Here is a 25,454-nt window from a genome sequence, read left to right on the forward strand (position 1 = left end):
TCCCGGCGGCCGCACCATCGATACATGGTCGCTGCAGGTTCTGTCACCCACATCGTTCCCGATCGCGTCGCCGTCGTCGGCGCGGGCATGGTCGGACTCTCCACCGCCTGGTTCCTCCAGGAGGCCGGCGTGGACGTCACCGTGCTCGACCGCGAAGGTGTCGGCGCGGGAGCGTCCTGGGGGAACGCCGGCTGGCTCACACCCGGCCTGGCCACCCCGCTGCCGGAACCGGCAGTCCTCAAGTACGGCGTCCGTGCGGTGCTGAGCCCCTCCTCACCGGTGTACGTTCCACCGACCGCGAGCCCGCGGCTCCTCAATTTCCTCACCCGCTTCGCTCGCAACAGCACCGCCGGACGCTGGAAGACCGCGATGGAGTCGCTGGTCCCGATCAACCGCCAGGCGCTGGCCGCGTTCGACTTCCTGGCCAAGGCCGGCGTCGAGGCGCAGACGTACGAGGCCAAGTCGTTCCTGGCCGCGTACCGGACCGAGGCCGAGCGGAGCGTGCTGCTCGAGGAGATCGAGCACATCCACGCCGCCGGCCAGGGGATCGAGTTCGAGCCGATCAGCGGTGACGACGCCCGCGAGATCGAGCCCTCGCTGTCCGACGAGATCGGGGCCGCGATCCGGCTGCACGGGCAGCGCTTCATCAACCCTGGCGACTACGTCCGGATGCTGGCCGACTCGGTGGTCGCCCGCGGCGGGCAGATCATCAGCGGGGTCGTCGTCAAGGACATCGTCGACGAGATCCGCGGGGTCCGCCTGATCACCGGCGACGGTGAGACCGACCCGTTCGACGCCGTGGTGATGGCGACGGGCGCGTGGCTCGGTGACCTGGCCCGGCAGTACGGCGTACGCACGGTCGTCCAGGCGGGCCGTGGTTACAGCTTCAGCGTGCCGATCGCGCACGTACCGGCCGGCCCGGTGTACTTCCCGGCCCAGCGGGTCGCGTGTACGCCGCTCGGCGACCGGCTGCGCGTGGCCGGGATGATGGAGTTCCGCAAGCCGGACGCCGCGCTGGACCCGCGGCGGATCGACGCGATCGTCGAGGCGGCCCGGCCGCTGCTCCGGGACGCCGACCTGGACGCTCGTACCTTCGAGTGGGTCGGCCCGCGTCCGTGTACGCCGGACGGCCTGCCGCTGATCGGCGCCACCGCATCACCGCGCGTCTTCGCCGCCGGCGGTCACGGCATGTGGGGTATCACCCTCGGGCCGATCACCGGGCAACTGCTCGCCGAGACGATCACCACCGGTCGCACCCCGAGCGAGTTGGCGCCGTTCAACCCGCTCCGCTGACACCAGTGGGAGGGACCCCGACGACGTGGTCCCTCCGCCGAGCTGACCGTGTGCCGAGCGGCGCTTCCAGGTGACCCCCGGGCGGATCTCCTCACCGCCCTGCGCCTCAACGGCTCACCTCGCCGCCCCGGTCAGCCCCGGAGCGGGCCCTGGCTGATTCCCCTGCCCAGGGCCCGCTCCGCACAGGCGGCCGCTCCGCGCAAGCGTGGCGTTGTCAGCAGCCATGACGAAGCCCCGGACCGCTTGGTCCGGGGCTTCGTGGCTGGTGCTCAGTGGGTGTGGGGCTCGGTGCCGTGCTCGGCCTCGTGGGCGGCGATCTGGGCGCGGACCTCGTCCATGTCGACCGCGCGGAGCTGACCGATCAGGTCCTCCAGGGCGGCGGCCGGGAGCGCGCCGGGCTGGGAGTAGAGGACGACGCCGTCGCGGACCGCCATCAGGGTCGGGATCGAGCGGATCTGGAACGCCTGGGCGAGCTCGACCTGCGCCTCGGTGTCGACCTTGCCGAAGGTGATGTCCGCGTGCTCCTCGGACGACTTCTCGTACACCGGTCCGAACATCTTGCACGGGCCGCACCACTCAGCCCAGAAGTCCACCAGCACGAGACCGTCACCGCTGACGACCTCGTTGAAGTTCTCCTGGGACAGCTCGACCGTTGCCACTACGACCTCCGAAGTTAGACGAATACAGTCTCTTCAACACTCCACCGGCCGCAGGTGTTCCCCGTCCGGTCCGTACGCCGAACAAGCGATTGACCGACGTACGACGTACAAGCGCTTGACCCTAGGACCGGGTGACCGGAATCCGAAAACCCGGTGTGACCTGGCACACGTCGAGGTCAGAACGGCATGTCCACGAAGGGTGACGCGTAGTCCTGGACCTCCTCGAGGATGGACGCGGCGTCCTCCGGCGTCAGGTCGGCGCGCTCGCGCTCGGCGATCACCATCTGACGCAGTAGCCGGGTCTCGCCCGCCGTGGCCAGGCCGGTGATCTCCGGGTGCCCGTTGAGCAGCCACGCGGTCGCGGCGGTGACGTAGCGCTGCTCGTCGAACGGCCGGTACCAGGTGTCGTAGTTCTTCTCCTCGCCGTCCTTCCAGTTGCGGCGGGCAATCATCTTGATCGTCATCAGCGCGGCGTCCGACGCCCTGATCGCGTCGACCAGGGCGGCGTAGTCGGCGGCGTACTGCGGATCCGTCGACAGCCTGTAGTTCAGCGGCGTCAGCACACTGTCGAAGTCGAACCGTCGCAGGCCCTCGGTGTGTACGGCCGGCGCCTGGGCGGTGTGGCCGGTGATCCCGATCGCCCGGACCATGCCTTCCTCCTTGGCCCGGACGGCCGCTTCGAGCGAACCGCCCTTGCCGGTGACGAGATCGAGGTTCTCCAGATCGCACACGGCGTGCATCTGGATGAGGTCGACGTGGTCGGTCTGCAGCCGCTCCAGCGACCGGTTGATTTCGGACCAGGCCTCCTCGTAAGTCCGCCGGCCCGTCTTGGTGGCGAGGAAGATGCGGTCGCGCAGCTGCGGCATCCACGGGCCGAGCCGGAGCTCGGCGTCGCCGTAGTCGGCCGCGACGTCGAAGTGGTTGATGCCGGCGTCGAGGGCTTCCTGGATCGAGGCGTCGGCCCGATCCTGGTCGACCCCTCCGAGCGACGCGGCGCCGTAGATCAGGACCGAACTGTCGTGCCCGAGTCTGCCCAGTCGGCGAGTTTCCATCCTGGTCCTCCAGGGGTAGCAGGGTTACTGCGACCCTATGCCCGGTAAAGCGGTTTTTGACCCCTCGCCACGGGAGAGTTTTCCACAGGCCGACCGGCTGGATCGGTTACTATGCGTGATCAGTTGATGCGTTCTTTACCATGTTGTTCGCACGGATCTTCGAAGGCTGTCCGTGGCGTGTGGCAGGGTGTGCGCTGCCCGATCGACCGGATCGGGCATGAGAGAGGAGCTATGACGACGGTCCTGAAGGTGTCACTCTTGCCCGTGGAGGGTGACACGGCCCGCAAGCGGGGTAACAGTATGGCTGCGGGGAGCGATGGAGCATCCGGATCCTGGTCCCAGGTCTCCCGGAGGGCGGTTGCTTGCCGTATTGTCCCGGCTACTGTCCGCGTAACTGCTGTCTGAGGGGCGGGTAGCGATGAGTTGGTGGCGAACGTTGCTGAACCTGCCGCCAAAAGGTGAGCACTGGTCGGACCAGCGGCGCCCGAAGAAGACGGGCAAAGGACGCCCGTCGAACACCGCACCGGAGTGGTGGGCCCACCCGGATGGACCGGTGTCACCCACCCCTCGCCAGGCACAGGGCGTAGCGGCGCAGTACTCCGCTCCACAGGGGCATCCGCCGGCCGGGGGAGTGATGGCACCACCGCGTCGTCCCTCCGGGCGTACGCCGGAGCCGGACGGCCCGGTGCACCGTACACCCGAACGTTTGAAACAGCGTTCGCCTCACGGTGCACACGCCGCTCCCGGTCCGGTCCGCGAGCCGCTCGAGACCGGTCAGCCGCCGTGGTCGACCGAGCCGGAGTCGTCGTTCTCCACCTGGGCGCGCCGGTTCTTCCGCGGGCTCGTGGTGGTCGTGCTGCTGCTGGCGGCGATCAGCGGCGTCCGCTCCTGGGTCGCGCCGAACCGTCCGCCCGAGACCGTGGTCACCAACCAGAACACCTTCCCGGCGGACGAGGCCCGCGCGGTCGCGACCCGGTACGCCGTCTCCTACCTGAACTGGGACGAGGCGAACCCGGACGCCCGGCCGGCGCGGATCGCGCTGGACCTGGCGGCCGGCCTGGACAGTCGCGCGGGGTGGAACGGACGCGGGATGCAGACTGCCGACACGGCGTACGCCGGCGAGGTCAAGGTCGACTCCGGTGGGGTCACCGCCGCGGTCGACGTACGGGTGGAGATCCGGCCGTACACCAAGCGCGGCGCCGGCTGGGTCGCCGGTCCGTACTCCTGGGCGCGGCTGTCCGTCCCCGTCGCCCGGACGGCGTCCCGCGTGGTGGCCAGCGGGCCGCCGACGTTCGTGCCGGACGAGCGGGCCGCGCTGCCGGACAACATGCCGGAGGCCGGCGTACCGGACGACGATCTGACCGCGGCGACGCTCAAAGACGCGGAGGCGTTCTTCTCGGCGTACGCCGAATCGGACAACAAGGTGTCGGCGGTGACCGCGCCGGGCTCGACCATCCGCAGCCTGAACGGCTCGGTGAAGTTCGGTGAGCTCAAGGACTGGCAGGTCTTCGCCGGCAACGACGACGAGCGGCGGGCGACCGCGGCCGTCACCTGGGACGGGGCGGGTGAGACCACCCTCGACCAGACCTACACGCTCACGTTGAGGCGAACCGTCGCCACGGACGGAGCACAACGATGGCAAGTGGCTGCCGTCGGATGACAGCAGCGACGAGCCGTCGGACGACCGAGGCAACAAGGGAGACACCGCAATGATGACGCACGAACTGGCTGCGAGCGTGGTACAGCTCGCCGTGCCGCTGGTCGACAGCAACGTCCCGACGGGCGCGGACTTCAAGGACTGGGTCCTGGTCATCGCGGGGAACATCTTCATCGCCATCCTCGTGCTCCGGGCCATCGGCCACTACTTCAAGCGCGAGTGGGGCGAGCTGTTCGGCCACATCGCGGCCGGGGTGCTGGTCGGTGGGCTGATCTACGCCAACAACCAGACCATCAACGTGCTCAAGGGCTTCTGGGGATTGCTGTCCGGAGGTAATTGATGCGTGTCGGCCGTACCCTGACCCACCACTTCGAGATCGAGACCCGGCAGTACGACCTGCTCGGCATCGACCTCGGAGAAGGCGCCCGGCGCCGGATGATCATCTTCGGAGCGGTGATCATCGTGCTCTGGATCGCGATCCTGTTCCCGTTCGTCGGCGTACCGCAGAAGCCGACCGTCAGCCTGTACGTCGTGCCGCCGTTCGTGATCACCGCGTTCGGCTGGCGATCCGGCAAGTTCCACGAACGCCGCCGCCGCGTGACCGAGTGGGCGCTCGCCGTCCGCTACGCGTTGCGTGCCCACCGCCCGATCATCGGTCTCGGCGCGCGGGCCGCCGACAAGACGGAGTACCTGCCATGGCGTGAGCGCGTCGCGACCCAGAAGGTGGCCAACCTGGCGAAGGCCAGAGTGACCCCGGAGTGGGAACGCGAGGTCGTGGTGGAGCTGGATCCGAGGGTCCGCGCGGGTGCGGACATCACCGTGAACCAGCGTGCCCGCCTGCTCGGGGCGGACCACGTGCAGCGGGTCAGTCGCAGGACTTCTGGGAAGAGGCACCGATGAAGATCGCTGACAAGCTCCTGAACCTGGTGGGCGTCGGCCGTGAGCGCGGCCTGCCGCCGCCGCGTCTGGTGGCCATCGCCGACGGTCTGCTCGTCACCGAACGCAGCGCGGAGGCGTGGTTCCTCATCTCCGTGGCGAACACGGACCTCGCGACCGAGGCCGAGCAGGACGCCGCCCTCGACGCGGCGGTCAGCGCGGCCGCGACCATCCTCGGCGACCGGCTCAGCCACCTGAAGGTGGTCTGGGGCCGCTCGACCGGTCAGGACTACATCGACTCGGTCGCCGGCCACTACCGCCTCGGCGACCACGAGGCCTGGGCCCAGACCCGGGCCGACCGGATCGACGAGATGCGGATGCCGGAGCGGTACGTCGCCCTCGGCGTGCACCTGTCCGACCGCGACCCCCGAGCGACCGCGCAGGTCCGCGGCTCCATCAGCGACGCGTTGGGTACGACGTCCTGGCGCGTCAGCGCCCGTGAGCTCGCGCACCTGGACGAGCGGGTCCGCAAGCTCGGCCGCCAGCTCGGCTCCACCGTCTGGCGGGCGCACACCGCGCCGGCCGAGGTGATCTCCTGGCTGATCAGCCGGGAGATGCACCGCGGTGCCGTCGCCGCGCCCCGCCGCGGCCTGATCACCGGTGCGTCGCTGGCCCGGCTGACGTCCGGCCGGGTGGTGCCGTACACCGACCACCTGCGCATCTACGACACCCGCGGCCAGATCGCGGCGTACACGACTGTGCTCGCGATGACCGACTTCCCCGAGGAGCTCGAGACCCCGGGTGGCGGCGAGTGGCTGCGGACGTTGTCGGAGATCAAGGCGATCGACGACGACGGCGAGGAGATCGACGTCACCGTGGAGGCGTCCGTCCGCTTCCGCGTGCTGACGAAGAAGACCGCCCGCCACCTGGTCGACGAGACCCGCAAGAGCGCCAAGGAGCAACGCCGGTCCGCCGCCAAGGGCACCGCGGAGGAGACCGCTGACGAGATCGTCGAGACCGAGCGCGTGATGCGCGAGGTCAAGCGCGACATCAACCGCAGCGGCCTGACCCTGGTCGAGGACCACCCCCGCCTGCTGGTCAGCGCGGACACCCGCGAGGACCTCGAGGCGTACGTCGACGCCGTCATCGCGCACTACGCCGACCGCGGCATCACCGTCGCCGCCGGCGCGGACGAGCAGCGCGACCTGTGGCTGGAATCCTTGCCCGGCGACCAGCTGCGCGTGCCCGACCTCGGGCATGTCCGTGAGTCGACCGCGTTCTTCGGCTCCTGGTTCTGGGGCGGTGCGTCCATCGGGGACGCGACCGGCCCGGCCATCGGCTACCTGACCGGATCGACGCCGGGTCTGGTGCGTTTCGACGCGGCCGCCGGTTCGGCGCTCGGTGACGCGACGACGACGCTGTTCCTGGGCCGATCCGGTCGAGGCAAGACCACGGCCGCCATGATGGGTGGTCTGGATTCCGCCTTCGCCGGTGCTTGGGTTCCGCTGCTGGACCTGAAGGGCGACGCGGCGGGCGTGTCCGCGGTCGCTGCCGAGTACGGCGTACCGACGGCTGTCATCGAGATCACCGCACAGTTCTCGGGTGCTGCGGACCTGCTGCGCGTCCTGCCTGTGGACGACGCGTTGCTGCAGGCGCCGTCGCAGCTCATGCTTCTGCTACCTCCGCATCTGCGTGGTGCGGCCGAGGCTCCGGTCATGGCCGCGACCCGCGCCGAGATCCAGTCGCCGGATCCCTCGTCGTGGGGCGTCATCCAGCGGTTGTGCGCTTCCGACTCGGAGACCGTCCGGACCGTCGGTTTCGCGCTGCGGGACCTGGTCGAGACCGGTCTCGGCTCGGTCGTCGCCGGCCCGCCGTCCGGCCTCTCGTCCCTGACCACGAATCCGGGCCTCTGGGTCGTCCAGATGCCCGGCCTCACCCTGCCCTCACCCGAGTCGGCGCCGGAGTCCTGGTCGCCGATCGAACGTGTCGGCATGGCCTGCCTGCGCGGCTGCCTCGCCTGGATGGTGCGTACGACCGGACGCCGCGAGTTCCGTGGACGCTCCAAGGTCGTCATCGTGCCCGAGGTCCACCTGCTGACGAAGACCCCGGACGGCGCGTCCTTCCTCGACTACATCGCCCGGGTCGGCCGTGCCCTCGGCGCCTCCCTCGTCCTCGACACCCAGGACCCGGCGTCGATCCTCAAGCTCCCCGGTCTGGTCGAGCAGATCACCACGCTGTTCGCGTTCAGCCTCCGTTCCCGCGAACAGGTCGACTCGCTGCTCGAGCTGCTCGGTCGCCCGCAGACCCCGCCGTACCAGGCCCTCGTCCGCGGCATCAACACCGCCGCCAACGGCAAGTCGATCCGCCACGGCCACTGCATCATGCGCGACCGCTGGGACGAAGTAGCCACCGTCCAGATCGACATCCCCAGCCAGCGAGTCGCCGCCCTCCTCCGCACCACCCCCGAATCCGAACACGCCAACCAACCGGCGCAGCCCGCCCCCGCCCTCACCCCCGCGGACCCCTTCGCCGACGACTACGAAGACACCCCCGAACCCGCCGCCACCGCCACAGCCCAAGCCGAAGCTCACACCACGACGCCCTCACCCGCCGAGCCGTCGTACACCCCGGAGCCAGCAGACGAGCCGTCGTACACCCCGGCCGCGGGCCCCGCAGGCGAGCCCTCGTACGCCCCGGGCCCTGCCGACCCGGCCTACGCCCAGCAGCCCGCCACAGAGCCGCATGCTGACCAGCCCGCCAAGCCGTACCCCCAGCAGCCCGCTGAGCCGTCGTACGCCCAGCAGCCTGCCGCGGCCTCCGAGCCGCCGTACGCGCCAAACCCCAACGGCCAGCCGGCGACCGCCGCGGAGCCCACCGTGGAGCCGTCGTACGCCCACCAGCAAGCGTCAGCCGCCGAGCCGCCGCACTCCCAGGAACCCACCGCCCAACCGCCGCATGCCGCGGATCCGGCGCACGCCACCCACCAGCCGACCCAGACCGCCCAAGCGACCCCGTCGGCTCACCAGCCATACGACCAGCAAACCGCCCCGCAAATCCAGCCAACTGCTCCGCACCACCAGTCAACCGTTCCGCAGCACCAGCCAGGCCCTCCGCAGCACGAGGCAACTGCTCCGCAACACCAGCCGACCCAAGCACCCCCGGCCGGCCAGCCGACCGCCGCCGCCCCGCAGCAACCCGCTGCCGGCGCCGGCGCCACCGCAGCCGCACCACACCAGAACGGCCACCACCCCAACGGCCACGACCACTCCCACCCCCTCCGCTACGAATCCCCGATCGGCCCCGACGACGTCTACGACCAAGAAGCCGACGAAGCCGCCTACAACGAAGCCATGTACCCGGCCCACACCCCGTCCCCCGACGACACCCCCACCCCAGGCAACAAGGAGCACGTCGCATGAGGTGGCGGCGCCGAACCAGCACGGCGCTCACCGTCCTCGCGATCTCCCTGGTCCTCACCAGCCAAGCAGCCCTAGCCGCCGACCCCGACCAGGGCCCAACCAACCCAACAGGTTTCGCCGACCTCCTCCCAACCCCCGACCTAACCCACGGCGACACCCGAACCCTCTTCGAGCAGTACAGCCCAATGGTGTACGGCCTGGACTTCGACAAGGGCCTGACCGACACCTTCAACATGGTCTTCAACGGCTATGCGTACCTGGTGATGATGTACATCGTCGCCATCACACGCGGGGCCATTTCGGTCGGTTGGTGGTTGTTCTCCTTCACCGACGTCAAGCCGCTCACGGACGCGACCTCGGCGACGATCGGAGCCACCGGCACGCAACTCGTCGGCTGGCTGTTGCCGTCAGCACTTGCCTTCGGCGCCGTCGCTGCCTACACGCAGCGCAGGGCGACCGGAACGGCGTTGGGTCAGTTGGTCTGGGTCTTCGTGGCTGGCGTCCTGAGCATCAGCTTTGCTCTGGCTCCAGCGACTTGGTTGCGCGGAGTGGACGGAGCACGTCAGTTGGGCGCCGGTGCGGTTATGACGGCTTCAGCGGATGCCATGGGACCGACTATGCAGTCCCCTCTGCCGTGGCCAGAGCCAGGCTTCACGGGAACGGCGAAGGACACACTCCTGCGTAAGTCCGCCGATGCAAGCTGGCGTGGATTCGCCGTGACGCCGTGGTGCATCGCGGAGTTCGGTTCGATCGCCGCGTGCCAGCGTTACGGCAAGGGGATGCTTGATACGGGCGTCGATCCTGAGGCTCGCAAGAAGTACGTCGACGACGTCATCACGCCGGCCGAAGGTGGTGGTGATGCGGCGACGGTGAAGTGGGTCAAGGGTGATAACCCGTTCGGGCGCGTTGCTGTCGTCATGCTGGCGGCGATTGCGGCCACGCTGTTCGCGTTCCTGAACATCGCGTTGGCGTTTACCGCTCTGATGGCCTTCATCGGGTGTCTCTTACTGCTTGTCGTCGGTGTGTTCTTTGCGTGTCTGTGGATCATTCCTGGTCGGCCGCGTCAGTGGGGTTTGAACTGGTTCGAGGCCTTGATCGGGTTGGTCCTTCAGTCATTTCTCGCCATGCTGGTCTTCGGTACGGCGCTGACACTCGTCACCGCCGTCTTCAGTCTGAGCGGGAGCCTTGGCTGGCTTCCGGTCAGTGGTCTTGCGATCGCGGTCCTCATCGTCGGTTTCAAACTTCGTCGGCTACTGGACAACTTGACCTCGATGATGCGTCCAGGCGCTGGCAGCGTCATGCTCGGTGGCCTCGCCCGAAGAGGCGCCATGACCGCGGTCAGGCGCGTTATGGGCGCACTGAGTGGGCGTGGTGCCGCGCCGGTCCCCGCTGAACGCAGCAGGGATCGTCAGCGACAGGCCGAGGTCAGCCCGCAGCGTGTCACGTCTGTCCGGGTGTATCGGCAGGCGCCTGCTGTAGGGTCGTTGACTCGTGCGGGTGCGGGTAGTTCGCCGTACGAACTCACGGCTGGACCTGAGCGGCGCCGTAGTGAAAGCGCAGGAATGCCCGGTGGCGGTGGGCCTGGTGGGCCTGGTGGGCAGCGTGGGGTTGCTGAGGCTGGGGGTTTGCGGGCGGCTGGGGTTGGTGGGACGGCGCGGAGTACGTCGGCGGTGAATCTGGCTCGAGCTCGCGCGCAGACGAAGGGCGAGGGGCGTCGGACGATCTCCGTTTCGGCCGCCAATGTCGTCCAAGCCAGCGGGGGATCGCGCGGTACGTCGGCCGAGGCGCAAAAGGCGCGGCATTCGCGCCGGCCTGCGCCGGCTCAGGCGGCTGTGAGCGAGACGCGGTACGAGCCGCGGGTGCACTCGCACTCGGCCAGTCTCCGCGAAGGCCCACCGAAGGTTCGCCAGCGGCGCAGGGCGCCGGCTCAGCAGCAACGACGATTCCGCGAGTACTCCGCCATCACGAAGGACGGCGTGACCGTACACGTGCCGACGCGAAGGTGATCGCCGATGGCACGCAGACACCGATCGAGCGACGATCGCCGGGAAGGTGCGGCCCAGAGTTCGCGCCGCCGCGACCGCAACACCGCTGACCCGGAGACGGAGTACGACGACTACCGCACGGACGCTGAGTACGACGACCGCCGCGCGGACGCTGAGTACGACGACCACGCCGAGTACGACCACCGGCGACGTCCGGATGCTCCGGACGGTTGGCGTTCGTTGATGAGCACGGATTACGACTATCCGGAGGAGTTGGACGACCTCAGCGGACGTGAGCGCCGCCGGGCGAAGAAGAACTGGCGGCGTGACGACCACGCGCAGCGGATGGCGTGGTTGCGCAACCAACGCCAGGCCGAGCCGACCAGCCCGGCGGTCATCGTGGCGCTCGTCGTTCTGCTCGCAATCATCATCCTCGGCCTCGGCGGCGGTTTGCCGCGTCTGTTCGGCGGCGACGGCCCGGAGGAGGGCGAGCCCGTCGGCCTGCTCACTCCTGGCCGTTCGGTCGTCCTGCCGACGGCACCGTCGAACCCACAGCCCGCACCGAACAGCCCACGCCCCACCTCGCCGTCGCTCACCACACCGCCGCCGCAGACCCAGCGACCGTCCTCCGAATCGACCGCGCTCGCCAACGACGTGGTCGGCACGTGGGCGCGCGCCTTCTACACCCGTGACCCCGCCGCCGAGACGTACGCGGCTCTGGTCGCGAAGTGTGCGAAGTACATGACCGAGGACGTCGCGTCCAGCTTCTCCGCTGCCGGCGATCCGACGTACGACGCACTCAAGAAGGACGGCGGCAAGTCGTCTGTGATCGCCGCTCCGGTCAGCGCTCCGCCGGCCAACGCGGAGGCGCCGGTGGACACGCCGGCGCGGATCACGCGATTCGTCAAGGTCACGATCGACGTCACCGGGAAGAACGCTCAGCGATTCGACGTACCCCTGCTCGTCACGCTGGTGAACCAGAACTCGCAATGGGTCATCAGCGACGTGTCCGGCGGTACCGGGCCATGACCACATTCGTGGGGGGCTTAGATGTACGACGAGCGTGATCTCGGCCGGGGACTCCTGACCGCCGCGAGCCGGGGCGTTGTCGTCAAGGCCGCGGCGGCTCTGGCAGTGGTCGGGGTCGCGAGCCTCCTCATGCTCGCGCCGTTCGGCGGGAGTGGTCAGCCGCAGGCAGCGTGCCAACCTGGCGCACCCGGTCAGGGAGGAAGGCAACAGGCCGGCGGTCCGCTGCGGGCGAGTCAGATCGCGTTCGCGAGAGTCATCGACCAAGTCGCGGTGCAGCGCGGACTCCCTGGGCAGGCGACGCTGATCGCCCTGATGACCGCTCTCGTCGAGTCCGACCTGCAGAACCTGAGCTACGGCGACCGGGACTCGGTCGGCCTGTTCCAGCAACGCCCCGGAGCCGGTTGGGGTTCGGTCGCGCAGATCATGAATCCCCAGTACGCCGCAGAGGCGTTCTTCGGCGGGTCGGCGCCGCCCAGCCCGCCCGGTCTGGTCGACATCAACGGCTGGCCCACGATGGCGTACGGCGATGCCGCTCAACGGGTCCAGGTCTCCGCGTTCCCGGATCGCTACGCGTTGAGGGAGCAGGAGGCACGACAGATCGCGGCCGCGGCCCGCATCGACCTCAAACGCACCGGCAACCCGTACGCCGGACGCTCCGATGCACCGCCCGGTGGCACGATCACCGAAGGGGTCGCCGACAACGAGGACTGCGCCGGCGAAGGCCTGATCTCTGGGCAACCGGTCAACGGCGTCTGGCCCGAAGAGCAGCAGACCATCACCGACCCGACCGGCACCGGCGGCCTGGTTACTCCGCGTACGGCGGCCTGGGTCGCCTCGGCTCGCCAGAACCTGGGCACGCTGAGCATGAGTTGCTGGGACGCCCACGTGTGGAACCCGACGAGTGACCACCCACGCGGTAAGGCCTGCGACATCATGGTCGGCGCCGACGCGAGGAGAGCGGCGCCGGCACGCATCCGCGGCGACCAGATCGCCAACTGGACGGTCAAGACCGCCGGCCAGACCGGCGTACGCTACGTCATCTGGTACGGCAAGATCTGGTCCGCCCGCCGAGGCACCTGGATCCCCTACAACGGCGGCGGCGTCTACAACCCCACCGACCCCACCGGCGGCCACTACGACCACGTCCACGTGTCCCTGTACTGATGGATACTCGAATCTGCGCCATCGCGATTGCCACCCGTCCGGAGGAACGTGATCAATGACCCACCCGACTGAGCCGAACAATCAGGGTGGTGAGTTGGGACCCGTTCCGGGACAACCCTCTGATCAGAAGCCGATGTGGCCGCCACATCAGCTACCACCTCAACCGCCGTGGAACCAGCTGCCGCCCCCTGGCGGTGACCAGAAGAACAACGCCGGCCAAGGCGGATCAGCGAAGCGTCCAGATGTATCCGCCGGCACGACGCTGCTCGTTGCTGTGCCGTGGTTCTTCTGGAGCCTAGTCATCGTCCTGTGGGTCGCCAGTGTCTTCGGCAGATGGAACTGGATTGTCGTTGGTCTGTGGGTTCTTTCCGGGGCAGTTACGTTCTTCAGTCCCGTGGAGGACCTGGTGGCCCGCTACCTCTACCGACTACGCCGACCGACGCTCGTCGAGGAGCAGCGATTGAGGCCGGCGTGGCTGCAGTTGCTCGGCCGGGCAGGAATCCAGGACAGTCGATTCTCGCTGTGGATTCAGGAATCCGATGACGTGAATGCGACTCCGACACCAGGACACACCGTGGCAGTCAGCCGGTGGGCTCTGTACACCCTGCCAACGTCGCATCTCGAGGCCGCGCTCGCACACGAGCTCAGCCATCACCTAGGTGGCCGTGCGTGGCTGAGCCTCCTCAACTTCTGGTACTCGATTCCCGCCCGCTGTGCTCTGGTCGGTGTGCGGGCATTGGTTCGCTTGATGAAGAAGGTCCCGGCGGTCGGTTGCGCCGTCGTAGGCTTCCTGGTCCTCGCCTACTCGGGCATTCTGCTTGCGGTCCTGACGTTCGGCGACGGCTATGTGACGGCGCTGCTGTTCCTCACGCCGTTCATCGCGCCCCCGATCCTCGCCTGGCTCAACCGGTGGCAGGTCAAGCAAGCCGACCGCCGGGCAGCGCAGATGGGCTACGGAACTACGCTCGTTCAAGTCCTGTACGGCTGGCAGATGCAGAACCAACAGATGTTCGGTCGTGACACGAGCCGTAGGACCCAGCTGATGTCGAGTACTCCCTCACTCGTCGAGAGAGTCCAGACTCTCGAACGCGCCACGAGCACGTTGCCTCAAGATCCGTACTGAGGGTTCGGATTCTTGCGCCTACGTCGACAGTTCGCGACGCCTGACTAGCGTTCAGCCGATGCGCCTTACCTCGTGCTTTGCTGTGGGGGAGGTGAAGGTTAGGAGGTTGTGGGCTTCGGATTCTATGGATTGCCAGGTTTGGCGGGGGAGGGGGGTGATGGGTTGGATTTCCAGGGTTGCTTCGGATTTGGTGTTTTTGGTGAGTTTCCAGAGGGCGGTGGCTTGGCCGTTGTGGAGGGTTGAGCCTCGGGTGAGGACCTCTTGGAGGGTGAGGGTCTGGCGGGTGGCGTTGTCGATCCAGCGGGTGCGGTCGGCGTGGGAGAGCAGGAGGTTGTCGTACTCGGGGAGGAACCGGACCGGGACCTCCACATCCTCGTCCGGGAGTTCGATGTCGGGGAGGTCGTACAAGGTGCGGCCGGACTCGGCGTCGGTGTAGGTGCGGAGGTCGAGGCGGTCGAAGACCTCGGCGAGGCGGGTGAGGCCGGACCAGTTCTGCGCGTCGGCGACGGAGGCGGGTCCGTAGGCGGCAAGGTAGCGGCGTACCAGGTCGTCCGGTGACGGGGCGGAGGAGACCGGGCTGCCGAGCCAGAGCTCGGCGGTGGACATCGCCGGGTTGCCGCCCTTGCCCCAGATGCCGCGCGGCGGGGTCTGGATGGTGGGGAGCAGGCAGCGTACGGCGTGGGCGAGTGCGGCCGGCTCGCGATCGGGCCAGAGCGGGGCGAGGTGGTCACGGAGCTGGACGGCGGTCGCCGGGCCTTCGGTCATGCGTTCGATCCCGGCCTTGAGTACGGCGTCGATGTCGAGCCCCTCGAGCCGGTGCCGGCCGTACGTCATGTTCTGGAACACCTCGCGCTCGAGCCGCGGCTGGATCAGCGGTCGGAACGCAAGGAAGTCCCGGCTCGACATCAGGTGGATCGTTGCCCGCATCATCGAACCGCGGACGGCCTCCCGGTTCTCGATCAGTCCGGCGAGTTCCGCGGGGTCGAAGCCGTTGAGGCGGGTCCACAGGCCGACGTACGGCGCCAGCGGCGACTGCGCCTGCATGCCGACCAGGTGCTCGATCGTCTCCAGCGCAGTGGCGTCGCGGCGCTCGATCAGCCACTGGCGGTCCAGGGTGGCGCGGTTCAGGGCTTGCAGACTCAACTTCGACATGGCTGATCCTCTCCTGGTTTACGGATCAAACGCTAGAAGGGGAAGCGGTCAGCTCCGGTCCGCCAAGCGGGGGATTTCCCTTGCGAGTCGCGTTCGCCTTCCCAGCGGCCGGCCGGCGAACTAGGGTCGACAGATCGTAGTTGTAGCGTCACACAGCTCGCCCACCTAGGAGGGGAACACATGGCGAAACGCGTGATCGCGGTCGTCACCGCCGGTCTGGCCACCGTCTCGATGGGGCTGTCCTTCACCAGCGCTGCGGGGGCGGCGCCGGAGAGCTCCGCCGCGAATCCGTCCGGCCTGAAGCTGATCAAGACCAAGACGTCGCTGCTCGGCAAGCACTACTGGTACCAGCAGACGTACAAGGGCCTGCCCGTCGTCAACGGGTACTACGCCAAGCACGTCACCAAGGCCGGTGGCGTCCAGGTCGCCGACGGCCGCGACGCCGTACCGGCGAACCTGGACGTGACCGCGAAGGTGCCGTCGGCAACGGCGACCAAGTCGGCGAACGCCGCGGTCGCCGCCCGTGCGGCCCGGGCCCGGATCGCCGGACCGGAGAAGGACGTCAACCCGGCCCCGACCGCCACCGAGGGCGCCGCTCAGCTGGCCGTCGTCGGCGGGCCGAACGCGCGCCTGGTCTGGAACGTCACCAGCCGCTCGTCGCAGGGCGTCACCCGTTCGCTGGTCGACGCCAAGTCCGGCGCCGTGGTCGAGTCGAAGGTGATCAGTGATCACGCCGACGGCCGCGGCATCGTGTTCGACCCGAACCCGGTGGTCAGCCAGCGCGACGGGTCGCTGACCGACCAGGACGACGCGGACACCGCCGAGCTGTTCCCGGCGCACAAGAACGTCGTACTGCGGAACCTGGCCGGCAACGGCAAGCTCGAGGGCACGTACGTCAACATCGTCGCGGCCAAGGGCGGCGTGGCGGAGAGCCCGACCAACCGGTTCCTGTACTACCGCGACGACGACCGGTTCGAGCAGGTGATGGCCTACTACCACGTCAACCAGACGCAGGAGTACATCCACAATCTCGGCTTCACCGAGGTCAACAACGAGTCGCAGGACTTCGAGATCAACACCTACGAAGGCGACAACTCGTTCTACGACCCGTCCACGGACACGATCACGATGGGCGAGGGGGGCGTCGACGACGCCGAGGACGCCGAGGTGATCTGGCACGAGTACGGGCACGCGATCCACGACGACGTCGTTCCGGGGTACGGCGAGTCGCTGCAGGCCGGCGCGATCGGTGAGGGCTTCGGCGACTACTGGGCGGTGACGATGTCGGTGCCGGTCAGCCGGAACTTCGACCTGCCGTGTGTGATGGACTGGGACGCGACGTCGTACACGACGGAGGAGCCGCACTGCCTGCGCCGGACCGACACCGGCAAGACGACCGACGACATCGTCAACCAGGTGCACGCGGACGGTGAGATCTGGTCGCACGCGCTCTGGGACATCCACCAGGCGCTCGGCCGGAACAAGGCCAACAAGGTGATCCTCGAGGGCACGTTCTTCTACGCGCCGGACACCTCGTTCGCCGACGCCGCCCGGGTGACCGTGCAGGCTGCCCGCCTGCTGTACGGCAAGCCCACGGCCGCGATCGTCACCGAAGCCTTCAAGGCCCGGAAGATCCTGTAGAAATGCCGGGTCATGCGCCCACCACTACTGTGGGCGCATGACCTGGAGTACGGCGGACATCCCCGACCTGGCCGGACGTCGCGCGCTCGTCACCGGCGCGACCAGCGGACTCGGGTACGAGACGGCGCTCGAGTTGCTCAGGCACGGGGCCGACGTACTGATCGCGGCGCGCGACCCGGAGAAGGCTGCGTCAGCCGCGGAAAGGCTCGCTCACGCATCGTCGAGCGAGCCGACCGTCGTCGAGCTGGATCTGGCCGACTTGACGAGCGTCGAGAAGGCGGCCGACCAGGTCGGGAAGACGTACGACCGGCTCGACCTGCTGGTGAACAACGCCGGCGTGATGGCGCCGCCGTACCGGCAGACCGCGGACGGCTTCGAGTTGCAGCTCGGCACGAATCATCTCGGGCATTTCGCGCTCACCGGCCGGCTGCTGCCGTTGTTGCTCAAGGCACCGGCTCCCCGGGTGGTGACGGTCAGCTCGTTCATGCACAAGACCGCTCGCGGGATCACGGCCGCGGACTTCCGGCAACCGCAGCGGGGCTACTCGAAGTGGGTCGCGTACGGGAAGTCCAAGCTCGCCAACCTGCTCTTCATGCTCGAGCTCGACCGCCGGGCGCGCGCCGCCGGATCCACCCTGCTGAGCGTCGGTGCGCATCCCGGGTACGCGTCCACGCACCTGCAGGCGGCCGGCCCGGAGCTGGCCGGCCGGGCGTTCGAGGCCCGCGTCTGGGAGGGCATCAACAAGGTGGTGGCCCAATCCGCGGCGGCCGGCGCGTGGCCAAGTCTCTACGCGGCGACCAGCCCGGAGGCGAGGCCCGGCGGGTACTACGGCCCGAAGTACGAGATCCGCGGTACGCCGAAGCCGGTCTCGCCGACCCGGACGGCGCAGGACCAAGCGCTGGCGGAGCGTCTCTGGACCTGGTCGGTAGAGGCGACCGGCGTCAATCCAACACTCACCGTGCCGAGGTAGTGACACACCGGCACCTTTGTGGTTACCCTCCGGTAATCCCGAGCCGGAGGTCGTCCTCGTGCGCAGAATCGCAGCCGCCCTTGCGGTCGTCCTTGCCCTGATCACGATCGGTCCGGCCGTCGGTGCCTCGGCCGGTCAGGCGGCCGCGAGCTTCAGTACGTCGTACCAGCGCATTCCCGGCGCAGGCGGGATCGAGATCGGCGCCGTCGTTCTCACACCGACCGGGCAGGGCGCGGGGCCGTTCCCGCTGGTCGTGATGCCGTCGAGTTGGGGCGTGCCGAACGTCGAGTACGTCGGTCAGGGCGCGAAGTTGGCCAGGGCCGGGTTCCAGGTGATCTCGTACTCGAGCCGCGGCTTCTGGGACACGGGCGGCGGGATCGACATCGCCGGCCCACCGACCGTCGCGGACGTCTCGAAGGTGATCGATTGGGCCGACCTGCACACGCCGGCCGACACCCAGCGGGTGGCCGCTGTCGGGATCTCGTACGGCGCCGGCACGTCGCTGCTCGCGAGTGCGCAGGACCCACGGATCAAGGCGGTCGGCGCGCTGAGCGGCTGGGCCGATCTGATCGCATCACTCAACCCGAACGAGACTGTCGCGCTGCAGTCCGTGGCCGGGCTGCTTGCTCTCGGCAACATCACCGGACGGCCCGGACCGGAGATGGCGTCGTTGCAGTCGAAGTTCCTCACCGGGAACTTCGACGGTGCGATCGCGGAGGCGAAGCAGCTCGCGCCGGTCCGGTCCGCGGCGACCGTCGTCGGTCAGATCAACGCGAACCGCCCGGCCGTCTTTCTCGCGAACGCCTTCGAGGACTCCATCTTCCCGCCGACGCAGTACACCGACTTCTTCACCCGGCTGACCGGGCCGAAGCGGCTGCTGCTCGCCCACGGCGATCACGCGACCCCGGAAGTGACCGGCGCGATCGGGTTGCCCAACGAGACCTGGGACGAGTTGGCGGCGTGGCTCGACCATTACCTCACCGGTGCCGACAACGGCGCCAACGACGAGGCGCCCGTCCAGGTGAAGTCGCAGCGCGGAGTCTGGCGCGGCTACTCGAGTTGGGCGGGTGTCGGGCAGCCGCGTACGTCGTACCTCACGAAGCCGACCGGGTTGACGCGGACGGGGGCTCTGCAGACGCGGGCGTCGACCGGGTGGAGCAGTGGAATCGCGGCCGGCGTGCCGACGCTGGCTGACAGCGGCGTCGCGCTCGTTTCCGGTGCTCTGCAAGGGCTTCTGTCGATTCCGACCGGCGTCGCGACGCTGTTGGTCGACCGGTCGTTCGCGGGTGTCTGGTCCGGTCCGGCTTATCGTGATGGGGCCGTCATCAACGGTGCGCCGGAGCTCCATCTGACGGTCAAGCCGTCGCGCTCCGACACCTCGTTGTTCGCGTACCTGTACGACGTCGACCGACTCGGTGTCGGGTCGTTGATCTCGCACAAGCCGTTCACGCTGCGCGGTGCGACGCCCGGCAAGGCAGTGCCGATCGACCTCCGGCTGGAGGCGACGAGCTGGGAGGTGCCGGCCGGTCATCACCTCGTGCTGGTGGTCGACACGGTCGATCCGCGGTACCTCGGTCGCAGCGTGATCGGCTCGACGGTGACCTTCAGTTCACCGGCCGGCGACCCGTCGTCGATCACGATCCCGGTGGCCGGATGAGCGAGCACGACCCCCCAGGTCGTTGAACGACCGGCCTTCGGGTCGCATCACCCGCCGAGCCTTCCTCGGGATCGCCGCCGCGGGCGTGGCCGCGCATCCGTCGTCAGCGAGCGCGCACCCGTCGTCGGCGAGCGCGCACGTGTCGTCCGCTGAGGCACCGCCGTCAGCCGCTGGCACGACCTCCTTGATAGCGGGCGGCGTGCTCTATATCGGGGCGTACGGCTCGGGTATTCGGATCGCGTCCTACGACGCCGACGGGAAGATCACGGCGAGCGGCGTACTCGACGGAGTCGAGGATCCGTCGTTTCTCGTCCGTCGCGGTCAGCTCCTGTACGCCGTCAACGAGCAAGCCTCCGGCGGAGTGACCGCGGCCACGATCGATGCTGCCGGCAACCTGAAGCTGCTGAATCGTCAACCCAACAAGGGATCCGCGCCCTGTCACCTGAGTATTGTCGACAATCACATTGTCAGCGCGAACTACGGATCGGGTGATCTCGCCGTCCATCCGATCCGGTCAGATGGGAGCCTCGGGCAACAAACTGATCTGGTCCGGCACGAGGGTGTGAGTCCGCACGCGCACCAGGTGGTCGTTGCCGGTGAGTACCTCCTCGCGGTCGACCTCGGGACGGACTCGATCTACACCTACACGCTCGTCGGCGGGAAGCTCGGTCTGCGGCACCGGACAGCCTTGAAGTCCGGCTCGGGTCCGCGTCACCTGGCCTTTCATCCGTCCGGCGGGTACGCGTACGTCGCCAACGAACTCGACAGCACGATCACCGTCTGCCAGTACGACGACGGGCGGCTGACTCCGACAATCACATTGTCGACAATCCCATCAGGTGCGCCGCAGAACTATCCCGGCGAGGTGATCACGTCGCTCGACGGGCGCTTCGTGTACGTCACCAACCGCGGCCACAACAGCATCGCCATCTTCGCGATCGACGGCGACGGTGCGTCGCTCCGGTTGCTCGCGACACCATCGTGCGGCGGCGACTGGCCGCGGCACTGCGCACTCGACCCGACCGGCACCCTCCTGTTCGTCTCCAACCAGCGGTCGAACACCATCACCACCTTCGCCGTCAACCCAACCACCGGCCACCTGACCCCGACCAACACCTTCCCCACCCCAACCCCCGCCTGCACAACCACCTGACACCCCAGCCCGGTGCGCGACCGCCTGACATCCCAGCCCGATGTGCGACCACCTGACACACCGGCCAGTGTGCAACCACCTGACACCCCGTCCGGTCTGCGCGACCACCTGGAACCCGATCCGGTCTGCGCGACTGCCTGAGACCCAGTCCGGTTGCGCGACCATCTGACACCCAGTCCGGTCTACGCGACCATCGGCGCCCAGTCCGGTCCGGTGACTGTCTGACGTCCCAGTTCGGTCTGCGGGATCGCCTGGGACCGGGCCGTTCGGGATGCGAAGTCGGGGCTCAGCCGTGATGCTGGTAGCAGCCGCCGACCTCGGGAGGTGACAGTGCGATGGCCGCTCCCAGTCACGCTCTCGCGCCGGTCTCGACGAGGAAGTTCCGGCCACCCCGGTTCGGCCTGAGCGGTTCGCGGCTCGGCGACCCGCCGGGTCCGGACGGCGACACGAAGGCGGTCGCGACGGTCGACGCGGCGTACCAGGCAGGCATCCGGTTCTTCGACACGTCGCCGGCGTACGGCGAGGCCGAGCGACGACTTGGCACGGCGTTGCAGCGGCGGCCCCGGGGTGAGTTCCTGGTGTCGACGAAGGTGGTTGGCGCGGACGCGCGGGATTCGGTGCGGGCGAGCATGGACCGGCTCGGGTTGGCACTGGATCTGGTGTTCGCCGGCGGGCCGGAGTTCGAGGCGGCGTACCCGGTCCTGGGCGAGTTGCGGCACGACGGGGTGATCAAGGCGATCGGCGCGGCGTCGGATAATTGGCGACTGCTCGACCGGATCGTCCGCGACGCCGAGCTGGACACGGTCCTGCTGGCCGGGCAGTACTCGTTGCTCGACCAGTCCGCGACCCCGCTGCTCGATCGTTGCCTCGCCCGCGGAGTGTCGGTGGTCGTGTCCGGCATCCTCACGCCGCTGGTGCTGCAGACCGAGCAATCGAGCGACCCGGCAACTATCCGCGCCCGCCGGATCTCCGCGATCTGCGAGCGGTACGGCGTCTCGCTGCCACAGGCCGCACTCGCGTTCCCGGCCCGGCATGCCGCGGTCACGTCGGTGCTCATCGCGGCCGCCAGCCCGGCCGAGATCCGCGCCGACGCGGCCCTCGTCAGACAGCCGGTCCCGTCCACCCTCTGGCGCGACCCGGAGTTGCTGCGTTTGGTCTCGTGAGGGCAACCGAGGCCCGTGCGGCGGGTTGTTGTCGCGCCGGAGCCCCACCCAGACTGGCGCGGCGCGGAGTTGCTGCGCTTCGTGTCGTGAGGGCAGTCGAGGCCCGTGTGGTGGGCTGTGGTGGCGCTGGAGCGCCGCTCGGATTGGCGCGGTGCGGAGTTGCAGCGCTTGGTGTCGTGAGGGAGCCGAGGCCGGTGCGGCGGGTTGTGGTGGCGCTGGAGCCCCGCGCGGACTGGCGCGGAGCGGAGTCGCTGTGCTTGGTCTCGTGAGAGCAGCGGCGGCTCGAGGGTCAGTTGTGGCGCTGGAGCCCCGCCCGGACTGGCGCGGCGCGGACCCGCTGCGCTCGGTGTCGTGAGGGCAACCGGGGTCCGTGCGGCGAGGTGTGGTGACGCTGGAGCCCTGCGCGGACTCGCGCGGCGCGGAGTTGCTGCGCCTGGTCTCATGAGGGCCGCCGAGGCTGGTGTGGCTGGTTGTGGCGCCGGTGTCCCGTCTGGACTGGCGCGGGCCGGTTCGCGGTTGATGGCTGGGCGTCGGCGGTTGGTGGCTCTGGACGTCGTACCCAGAAGGGGCTGTGGGAGGCAGGTCACCGTCGGGTGGTGATTCCGGCCACCGCGTGACGCCGCGGTGGCGGCTAGTCTGAGGATTAGGCCCACCGTTGACTGGCGGGCCCCGGACGAGCGGTGCCGTACCCGGTGTGCGACAAGACGGCGCCAAGGAGACTGAAATGTCGTGGCTCGTGTTGGTTCTGTCCGGGGTGCTCGAAGCGGTGTGGGCCGTCGCCCTGGGACGGTCGGAAGGGTTCACCCGGCTGGTGCCGTCCGTCACGTTCGCGGTGGCGCTGGTTCTCAGCATGGCCGGCCTTGCATACGCGATGCGTGAGTTGCCGGTCGGTACGTCGTACGCCGTCTGGGTTGGTATCGGCGCCGCCCTGACCGTCGGCTTCGGCATGGTGAGCGGTGGCGAGCCGATCAGCGCAGTCAAGGTTCTTCTGCTGTGCGGACTGATCGGCTGTGTTGTCGGACTGAAACTTGCGCATTGAGTTCCGGCTGGATACTCAACGCGGCGTCCTGACCGCCTAGAACCTGTCGCCGGGGTCGCCAGTGCCGGGGGAGCCCGGGGAGCCGGGGAGGTTGGTGGGGATCCCGGTGGTGGGACTGAGGGTCGGGCTCGGCGCGGTGGTCGGCGGGCCGGAGGGGGAGCCGGTGCCAGGCGGCGGCGTGGTCGGGGTGACTGTGACCGTCGTCGTACCGGTCGGGGTCGGGATGACCGGCTCCGGCTCGAGCGGCTCGGCATTACGGAACAGGAGCCACGCGAGGAACACCGCGAGCGCCATGATGATCGCCATCGCCAGCAGCGACAGCACCAGCGCCCACCGGGACGCGGCGCGCAGCGCGTTCGGCCACGGCAGCGGCCAGATGCGGAACAGGCCGGGGCGCCGGCGACTCTCCCAGTAGTGCAGGAAGTCGGGCCCGCGGAAGCGCCCGAGCTGCGGGATCCGGTCCATCAGTACTGCGGACAGCACGTCCTCACCGCGACGCTCCGCCATCAGCCGCTCGTCCGACGCCGCGCTGGACCCGTCGTCCTCGCGGATCGGCCCGATCGCGACCCACAGCGCGAGGTCGTCGTCGTCACCGTCGTTGTGCGCGAGTACGGCGTCGTCGGGCAGCTCGTCGACCGCGGTGACGAACCGGTCCCGGGCGGCCGCGTCGTCGGCGGACCCCTCGGTCATCATCGCGACGACGGCGTCCCGGCCGTTCTCGTCGCTGGCGGTGTAGAGGTAACCGGCCGCGTTCGCGCCGAGGCGGCCGCGCAACCAGAACTCGCCCACGCGGGGCGGGTCCTCCGGCATCAGCGGCAGCGCCTCCGGAATCTCCCGCGCAGGCGACTGCTCCGGCGAATCCGCCGGCCGCGCCTGGGTGTGGGATTCCGTCGCAGTCATCACCCCAATCCCACCACATCCCTGGTAGCACTGTCGCCACACCCGGATTCCAGGCCGGCCGGCGTCGGGGGCTTGAACACCGTCCGGTGCCCTTGCACACGGTATTTCCTGTTCACACCTCCGACGCCCTGTCCACTCTCCCCACGCACTGTCCACCCTCCCGACGTCCTGTGCACGCTCCCCACGTCCTGTACACCCTCTCCACGTCCTGTTCACGCCTCCGGCACACGAGCCCCGGCTGGCCGGGGGCTTACCAGGAGTGATGGCGGGGCGTGGGGGAGTGTGGGGGAGTGTGGGCTTGAGCGGGTGGGGAGGATGGGGAGGATGGGGGTGGACCTGGTGGGCCCTGCGGGCGGGGGACCCGGGGATCTGATGGAATGGCCGGTGTTGTGAGTGCGCCGGGTGACGCGGCGTTGACGGAGATTGACGGAGCTTTACCACGGTCCGAGCGCGGACCCCGGAAGGACAGGCATGACCGAAACCACTGTGCCGGCTGGATCGGTGGCCCAGCAGTCCCGGCTGATCGGCGAGGCCGTCAGCGAGATCAAGCGGGTGATCGTCGGCCAGGAGCACATGGTCGAGACCTTGATGGTCTCGCTGCTCGCGAAGGGTCACTGTCTGCTCGAGGGCGTCCCCGGCGTGGCCAAGACGCTCGCGGTCCGGACCTTCGCGTCGGTGGTCGGCGGTACGTTCGCCCGGATCCAGTTCACCCCGGACCTGGTCCCGTCCGACATCGTCGGGACGCGGATCTACCGGCAGACCCGGGAGGCGTTCGACATCGAGCTCGGCCCGACGTTCGTGAACTTCGTCCTGGCCGACGAGGTGAACCGGGCCCCGGCCAAGGTGCAGTCGGCGATGCTCGAGCTGATGGCCGAGCGGCAGGTGTCGATCGGCGGTCAGACGTTCCCGATGCCGAAGCCGTTCATCGTGATCGCGACGCAGAACCCGATCGAGTCCGAGGGTGTGTACCCGCTGCCGGAGGCGCAGCGTGACCGGTTCCTGGTGAAGATCGACGTCCCGCACCCGCGCGGGCACGAGGAGTTCGAGATCCTCCGCCGGATGAGCGTCGACCCGCCGGAGCCGCGGCAGGTCCTCAAGCCGGAGACGATCCTGGAGCTGCAGCGGTCGGCCGAGCAGGTCTTCGTCCACAACCTCGTCGCGGAGTACGCCGTACGGCTCGTCATGGCCACCCGGACGCCGTCCGACTTCCACCTGCCCGACCTGGAGCCGATCATCGAGCTCGGCGTGAGCCCGCGGGCGACGCTGGGCCTGATCTCGGCGGGTCGCGCGCTCGCGCTGATCCACGGTCGCGACTACCTGCTGCCGAGCGACATCCAGACGGTCGCGCTGGACGTGATGGGTCACCGCCTCGGCCTGACCTTCGACGCGGTTGCGGACAACATCGACCCGCGCGCCGTGATCGAGCGCATCCTCGCCACGGTCCCGCCGCCGCAGCCGGTCTGGCGCGACGGCAACGACGGCTCCGGCCGCCCGGAGTTCGTGTAGTGCCGGACCGACCAGA

The 25,454-nt window shown here is 68.9% G+C and carries 20 protein-coding genes and 1 riboswitch; of the genes, 16 read left to right on the forward strand and 4 right to left on the reverse strand.

Annotated elements, in window-relative coordinates:
• Positions 1-24: 24 nt before the first annotated feature.
• Positions 25-1,293, forward strand: a complete 1,269-nt coding sequence (locus ACQPYZ_RS12255; protein ID WP_433167608.1) for an NAD(P)/FAD-dependent oxidoreductase — start codon at positions 25-27, stop codon at positions 1,291-1,293.
• Positions 1,294-1,562: 269 nt separating this feature from the next.
• Here ACQPYZ_RS12255 and trxA read toward each other — a convergent pair whose 3' ends face one another.
• On the reverse strand, positions 1,563-1,952 hold the full coding sequence (trxA, locus tag ACQPYZ_RS12260; protein WP_433167609.1) for a thioredoxin: 390 nt from the start codon (positions 1,950-1,952) through the stop codon (positions 1,563-1,565).
• Between the two features lie 176 nt (positions 1,953-2,128).
• Positions 2,129-3,004 (reverse strand): aldo/keto reductase, encoded by an 876-nt coding sequence (locus ACQPYZ_RS12265; RefSeq protein ID WP_433167610.1) that lies wholly within the window; start codon positions 3,002-3,004, stop codon positions 2,129-2,131.
• 706 nt (positions 3,005-3,710) lie between these two features.
• On the opposite strand from ACQPYZ_RS12265, the gene ACQPYZ_RS12270 reads away from it, so the two are divergent.
• From ACQPYZ_RS12270 to ACQPYZ_RS12305, 8 genes are read left to right on the forward strand one after another with little or no spacing between them, the layout of a single operon-like run.
• Complete coding sequence (locus tag ACQPYZ_RS12270) at positions 3,711-4,664, forward strand: conjugal transfer protein (RefSeq protein WP_433167611.1); 954 nt, start codon at positions 3,711-3,713, stop codon at positions 4,662-4,664.
• A gap of 52 nt (positions 4,665-4,716) precedes the next feature.
• Entirely contained in the window at positions 4,717-5,001 is a 285-nt protein-coding gene (locus tag ACQPYZ_RS12275) for a hypothetical protein (RefSeq protein WP_433167612.1), read from the forward strand.
• Positions 5,001-5,561, forward strand: coding sequence for a hypothetical protein (locus tag ACQPYZ_RS12280; RefSeq protein WP_433167613.1), 561 nt, complete (start codon positions 5,001-5,003; stop codon positions 5,559-5,561). Before ACQPYZ_RS12275 ends, ACQPYZ_RS12280 begins: the two co-directional genes overlap by 1 nt.
• Entirely contained in the window at positions 5,558-8,956 is a 3,399-nt protein-coding gene (locus ACQPYZ_RS12285) for an ATP-binding protein (protein WP_433167614.1), read from the forward strand. Before ACQPYZ_RS12280 ends, ACQPYZ_RS12285 begins: the two co-directional genes overlap by 4 nt.
• Positions 8,953-10,962 carry a hypothetical protein gene (locus tag ACQPYZ_RS12290; RefSeq protein WP_433167615.1) on the forward strand — a complete coding sequence of 670 codons (2,010 nt, stop codon included), beginning with the start codon at positions 8,953-8,955 and terminating at the stop codon, positions 10,960-10,962. Before ACQPYZ_RS12285 ends, ACQPYZ_RS12290 begins: the two co-directional genes overlap by 4 nt.
• Before the next feature lie 6 nt (positions 10,963-10,968).
• Positions 10,969-11,970 (forward strand): hypothetical protein, encoded by a 1,002-nt coding sequence (locus tag ACQPYZ_RS12295; protein WP_433167616.1) that lies wholly within the window; start codon positions 10,969-10,971, stop codon positions 11,968-11,970.
• 21 nt (positions 11,971-11,991) lie between these two features.
• Positions 11,992-13,134, forward strand: a complete 1,143-nt coding sequence (locus tag ACQPYZ_RS12300; RefSeq protein WP_433167618.1) for a hypothetical protein — start codon at positions 11,992-11,994, stop codon at positions 13,132-13,134.
• A gap of 55 nt (positions 13,135-13,189) precedes the next feature.
• Positions 13,190-14,257 carry a M48 family metalloprotease gene (locus ACQPYZ_RS12305; protein WP_433167619.1) on the forward strand — a complete coding sequence of 356 codons (1,068 nt, stop codon included), beginning with the start codon at positions 13,190-13,192 and terminating at the stop codon, positions 14,255-14,257.
• A gap of 51 nt (positions 14,258-14,308) precedes the next feature.
• Here ACQPYZ_RS12305 and ACQPYZ_RS12310 read toward each other — a convergent pair whose 3' ends face one another.
• On the reverse strand, positions 14,309-15,409 hold the full coding sequence (locus ACQPYZ_RS12310; RefSeq protein WP_433167620.1) for a winged helix DNA-binding domain-containing protein: 1,101 nt from the start codon (positions 15,407-15,409) through the stop codon (positions 14,309-14,311).
• A gap of 180 nt (positions 15,410-15,589) precedes the next feature.
• Here ACQPYZ_RS12310 and ACQPYZ_RS12315 point away from each other — a divergent pair, with 180 nt between their 5' ends.
• The 6 genes from ACQPYZ_RS12315 (at position 15,590) to ACQPYZ_RS12340 (ending at position 23,032) form a co-directional block, all read left to right on the forward strand.
• On the forward strand, positions 15,590-17,050 hold the full coding sequence (locus ACQPYZ_RS12315; RefSeq protein WP_433167621.1) for a M36 family metallopeptidase: 1,461 nt from the start codon (positions 15,590-15,592) through the stop codon (positions 17,048-17,050).
• Positions 17,051-17,087: 37 nt separating this feature from the next.
• Positions 17,088-18,020: an oxidoreductase gene (locus ACQPYZ_RS12320; RefSeq protein ID WP_433167622.1), complete on the forward strand. Its 933-nt coding sequence runs from the start codon at positions 17,088-17,090 to the stop codon at positions 18,018-18,020.
• Between the two features lie 58 nt (positions 18,021-18,078).
• The gene (locus ACQPYZ_RS12325; RefSeq protein WP_433167623.1) at positions 18,079-19,677 is read left to right on the forward strand and encodes a CocE/NonD family hydrolase; all 1,599 of its coding nucleotides are present in this window, start codon (positions 18,079-18,081) and stop codon (positions 19,675-19,677) included.
• Positions 19,678-19,876: 199 nt separating this feature from the next.
• On the forward strand, positions 19,877-20,830 hold the full coding sequence (locus tag ACQPYZ_RS12330; RefSeq protein ID WP_433167624.1) for a lactonase family protein: 954 nt from the start codon (positions 19,877-19,879) through the stop codon (positions 20,828-20,830).
• Between the two features lie 335 nt (positions 20,831-21,165).
• Positions 21,166-21,993 (forward strand): aldo/keto reductase, encoded by an 828-nt coding sequence (locus ACQPYZ_RS12335; protein ID WP_433167625.1) that lies wholly within the window; start codon positions 21,166-21,168, stop codon positions 21,991-21,993.
• Positions 21,994-22,636: 643 nt separating this feature from the next.
• Positions 22,637-22,707, forward strand: a riboswitch (guanidine-III (ykkC-III) riboswitch).
• 10 nt (positions 22,708-22,717) lie between these two features.
• The gene (locus tag ACQPYZ_RS12340) at positions 22,718-23,032 is read left to right on the forward strand and encodes a DMT family transporter (protein ID WP_433167626.1); all 315 of its coding nucleotides are present in this window, start codon (positions 22,718-22,720) and stop codon (positions 23,030-23,032) included.
• Positions 23,033-23,068: 36 nt separating this feature from the next.
• Here the strand turns inward: ACQPYZ_RS12340 and ACQPYZ_RS12345 are convergent, their stop codons facing one another.
• Positions 23,069-23,932: a hypothetical protein gene (locus tag ACQPYZ_RS12345; RefSeq protein WP_433167627.1), complete on the reverse strand. Its 864-nt coding sequence runs from the start codon at positions 23,930-23,932 to the stop codon at positions 23,069-23,071.
• A gap of 471 nt (positions 23,933-24,403) precedes the next feature.
• On the opposite strand from ACQPYZ_RS12345, the gene ACQPYZ_RS12350 reads away from it, so the two are divergent.
• Positions 24,404-25,438 (forward strand): AAA family ATPase, encoded by a 1,035-nt coding sequence (locus ACQPYZ_RS12350; RefSeq protein ID WP_433167628.1) that lies wholly within the window; start codon positions 24,404-24,406, stop codon positions 25,436-25,438.
• Positions 25,439-25,454 lie beyond the last annotated feature (16 nt).

The organism is Kribbella sp. CA-247076, from assembly GCF_050942445.1.
Lineage (GTDB): Bacteria > Actinomycetota > Actinomycetes > Propionibacteriales > Kribbellaceae > Kribbella.

What these genes read in the sequence shown, in the direction of transcription:
- ACQPYZ_RS12290 (WP_433167615.1), top strand. Translation starts at nt 8,953, where the DNA reads ATGAGGTGGCGGCGCCGAACCAGCACGGCGCTCACCGTCCTCGCGATC.
- ACQPYZ_RS12350 (WP_433167628.1), top strand. Translation starts at nt 24,404, where the DNA reads ATGACCGAAACCACTGTGCCGGCTGGATCGGTGGCCCAGCAGTCCCGG.
- ACQPYZ_RS12310 (WP_433167620.1), bottom strand. Translation starts at nt 15,409, where the DNA reads ATGTCGAAGTTGAGTCTGCAAGCCCTGAACCGCGCCACCCTGGACCGC.
- ACQPYZ_RS12335 (WP_433167625.1), top strand. Translation starts at nt 21,166, where the DNA reads ATGGCCGCTCCCAGTCACGCTCTCGCGCCGGTCTCGACGAGGAAGTTC.
- ACQPYZ_RS12345 (WP_433167627.1), bottom strand. Translation starts at nt 23,932, where the DNA reads ATGACTGCGACGGAATCCCACACCCAGGCGCGGCCGGCGGATTCGCCG.
- ACQPYZ_RS12320 (WP_433167622.1), top strand. Translation starts at nt 17,088, where the DNA reads ATGACCTGGAGTACGGCGGACATCCCCGACCTGGCCGGACGTCGCGCG.
- ACQPYZ_RS12340 (WP_433167626.1), top strand. Translation starts at nt 22,718, where the DNA reads ATGTCGTGGCTCGTGTTGGTTCTGTCCGGGGTGCTCGAAGCGGTGTGG.
- ACQPYZ_RS12300 (WP_433167618.1), top strand. Translation starts at nt 11,992, where the DNA reads ATGTACGACGAGCGTGATCTCGGCCGGGGACTCCTGACCGCCGCGAGC.
- ACQPYZ_RS12305 (WP_433167619.1), top strand. Translation starts at nt 13,190, where the DNA reads ATGACCCACCCGACTGAGCCGAACAATCAGGGTGGTGAGTTGGGACCC.
- ACQPYZ_RS12295 (WP_433167616.1), top strand. Translation starts at nt 10,969, where the DNA reads ATGGCACGCAGACACCGATCGAGCGACGATCGCCGGGAAGGTGCGGCC.
- ACQPYZ_RS12315 (WP_433167621.1), top strand. Translation starts at nt 15,590, where the DNA reads ATGGCGAAACGCGTGATCGCGGTCGTCACCGCCGGTCTGGCCACCGTC.
- ACQPYZ_RS12255 (WP_433167608.1), top strand. Translation starts at nt 25, where the DNA reads ATGGTCGCTGCAGGTTCTGTCACCCACATCGTTCCCGATCGCGTCGCC.
- ACQPYZ_RS12275 (WP_433167612.1), top strand. Translation starts at nt 4,717, where the DNA reads ATGACGCACGAACTGGCTGCGAGCGTGGTACAGCTCGCCGTGCCGCTG.
- ACQPYZ_RS12265 (WP_433167610.1), bottom strand. Translation starts at nt 3,004, where the DNA reads ATGGAAACTCGCCGACTGGGCAGACTCGGGCACGACAGTTCGGTCCTG.
- ACQPYZ_RS12280 (WP_433167613.1), top strand. Translation starts at nt 5,001, where the DNA reads ATGCGTGTCGGCCGTACCCTGACCCACCACTTCGAGATCGAGACCCGG.
- ACQPYZ_RS12285 (WP_433167614.1), top strand. Translation starts at nt 5,558, where the DNA reads ATGAAGATCGCTGACAAGCTCCTGAACCTGGTGGGCGTCGGCCGTGAG.